General features: G+C 64.9%; 1 pseudogene. It reads left to right on the top strand.

The window, feature by feature from the left end:
- Positions 1–120 precede the first annotated feature (120 nt).
- Positions 121–750 (top strand): annotated as a pseudogene (locus DR046_RS23040) (BPTD_3080 family restriction endonuclease); the annotation flags it as partial.
- Between the last annotated feature and the right edge of the window lie 110 nt (positions 751–860).

Below are 860 nucleotides of genomic sequence, written 5' to 3'. Positions count from 1 at the left end.
AACACCCACTCCGCATCCGACATCAGATCCCGCGCCATCGCATCACTCCGCCCGATCACAGTCGGGCACCGTGAATCACGCCAAGCCAGTCAGGGGAAGGGTTTTGTCAACACCGCCTAGATCGAGGTTTTCCGCCGAGAGCGTGCCAGCCGCGGCCAGGGGACGGACGATGTCTCCGACGCCGAGATCCTGCGCGAGGTCATGAATACGGTCGGCCAGCAGGGACGCCTCGGCGGTCAGGTCCGCTGCGTCGTGTCCGTCTCGATGCTGACCGAAGGATGGGACGCCAACAACGTCACCCACATCATGGGCCTCCGCGCCTTCGGATCGCGCCTGATCTGCGAGCAGGTGATCGGGCGGGCCCTGCGGCGCCTCTCCTACGACGTGTCGCCCGATCCGGACCCGGTCACGGGGCAGCACCTGTTCCGGACGGAATACGCCGACATCATGGGCATCGACGGTCTCAACTTCGCCGACCAGCCCAAGCCGTCGGCCCCGCAGAAGCCGAGCGAGGTGGTGCATGTCCATGCCGTCAGCCCCGAACGCGACGCTCTGGATATCTCCTTCCCCAGGGTGGCCGGCTACCGGGCCGACTTCCCGCGCGAGCGGATCGACATCGATCTCAGCCTGCTCTCCCCCTACGTGATCGACCCCGACCGGGTGAAATCCGCGACCAACGTCACGATGGCGGGGATCGTCGGCGCCCGCCATACCCTCGATCTTGAACACCTCAGGGATCAGCGCCTCTCGTGAGCTACTCCCCGAAAACCGGACAGTGACGGAAGCTACGATCTGACGTCTGCTGGTCTTCAACGACGATGAGATCAGAACATGTCGAGACGCAGGAACCACGACGCGGG

The organism is Jannaschia formosa (assembly GCF_003340555.1).
Lineage (GTDB): Bacteria > Pseudomonadota > Alphaproteobacteria > Rhodobacterales > Rhodobacteraceae > Jannaschia > Jannaschia formosa.
The sequence above is the reverse complement of the archived record's forward strand: the minus strand, read 5'-3'. Positions and strand labels throughout refer to the sequence as shown.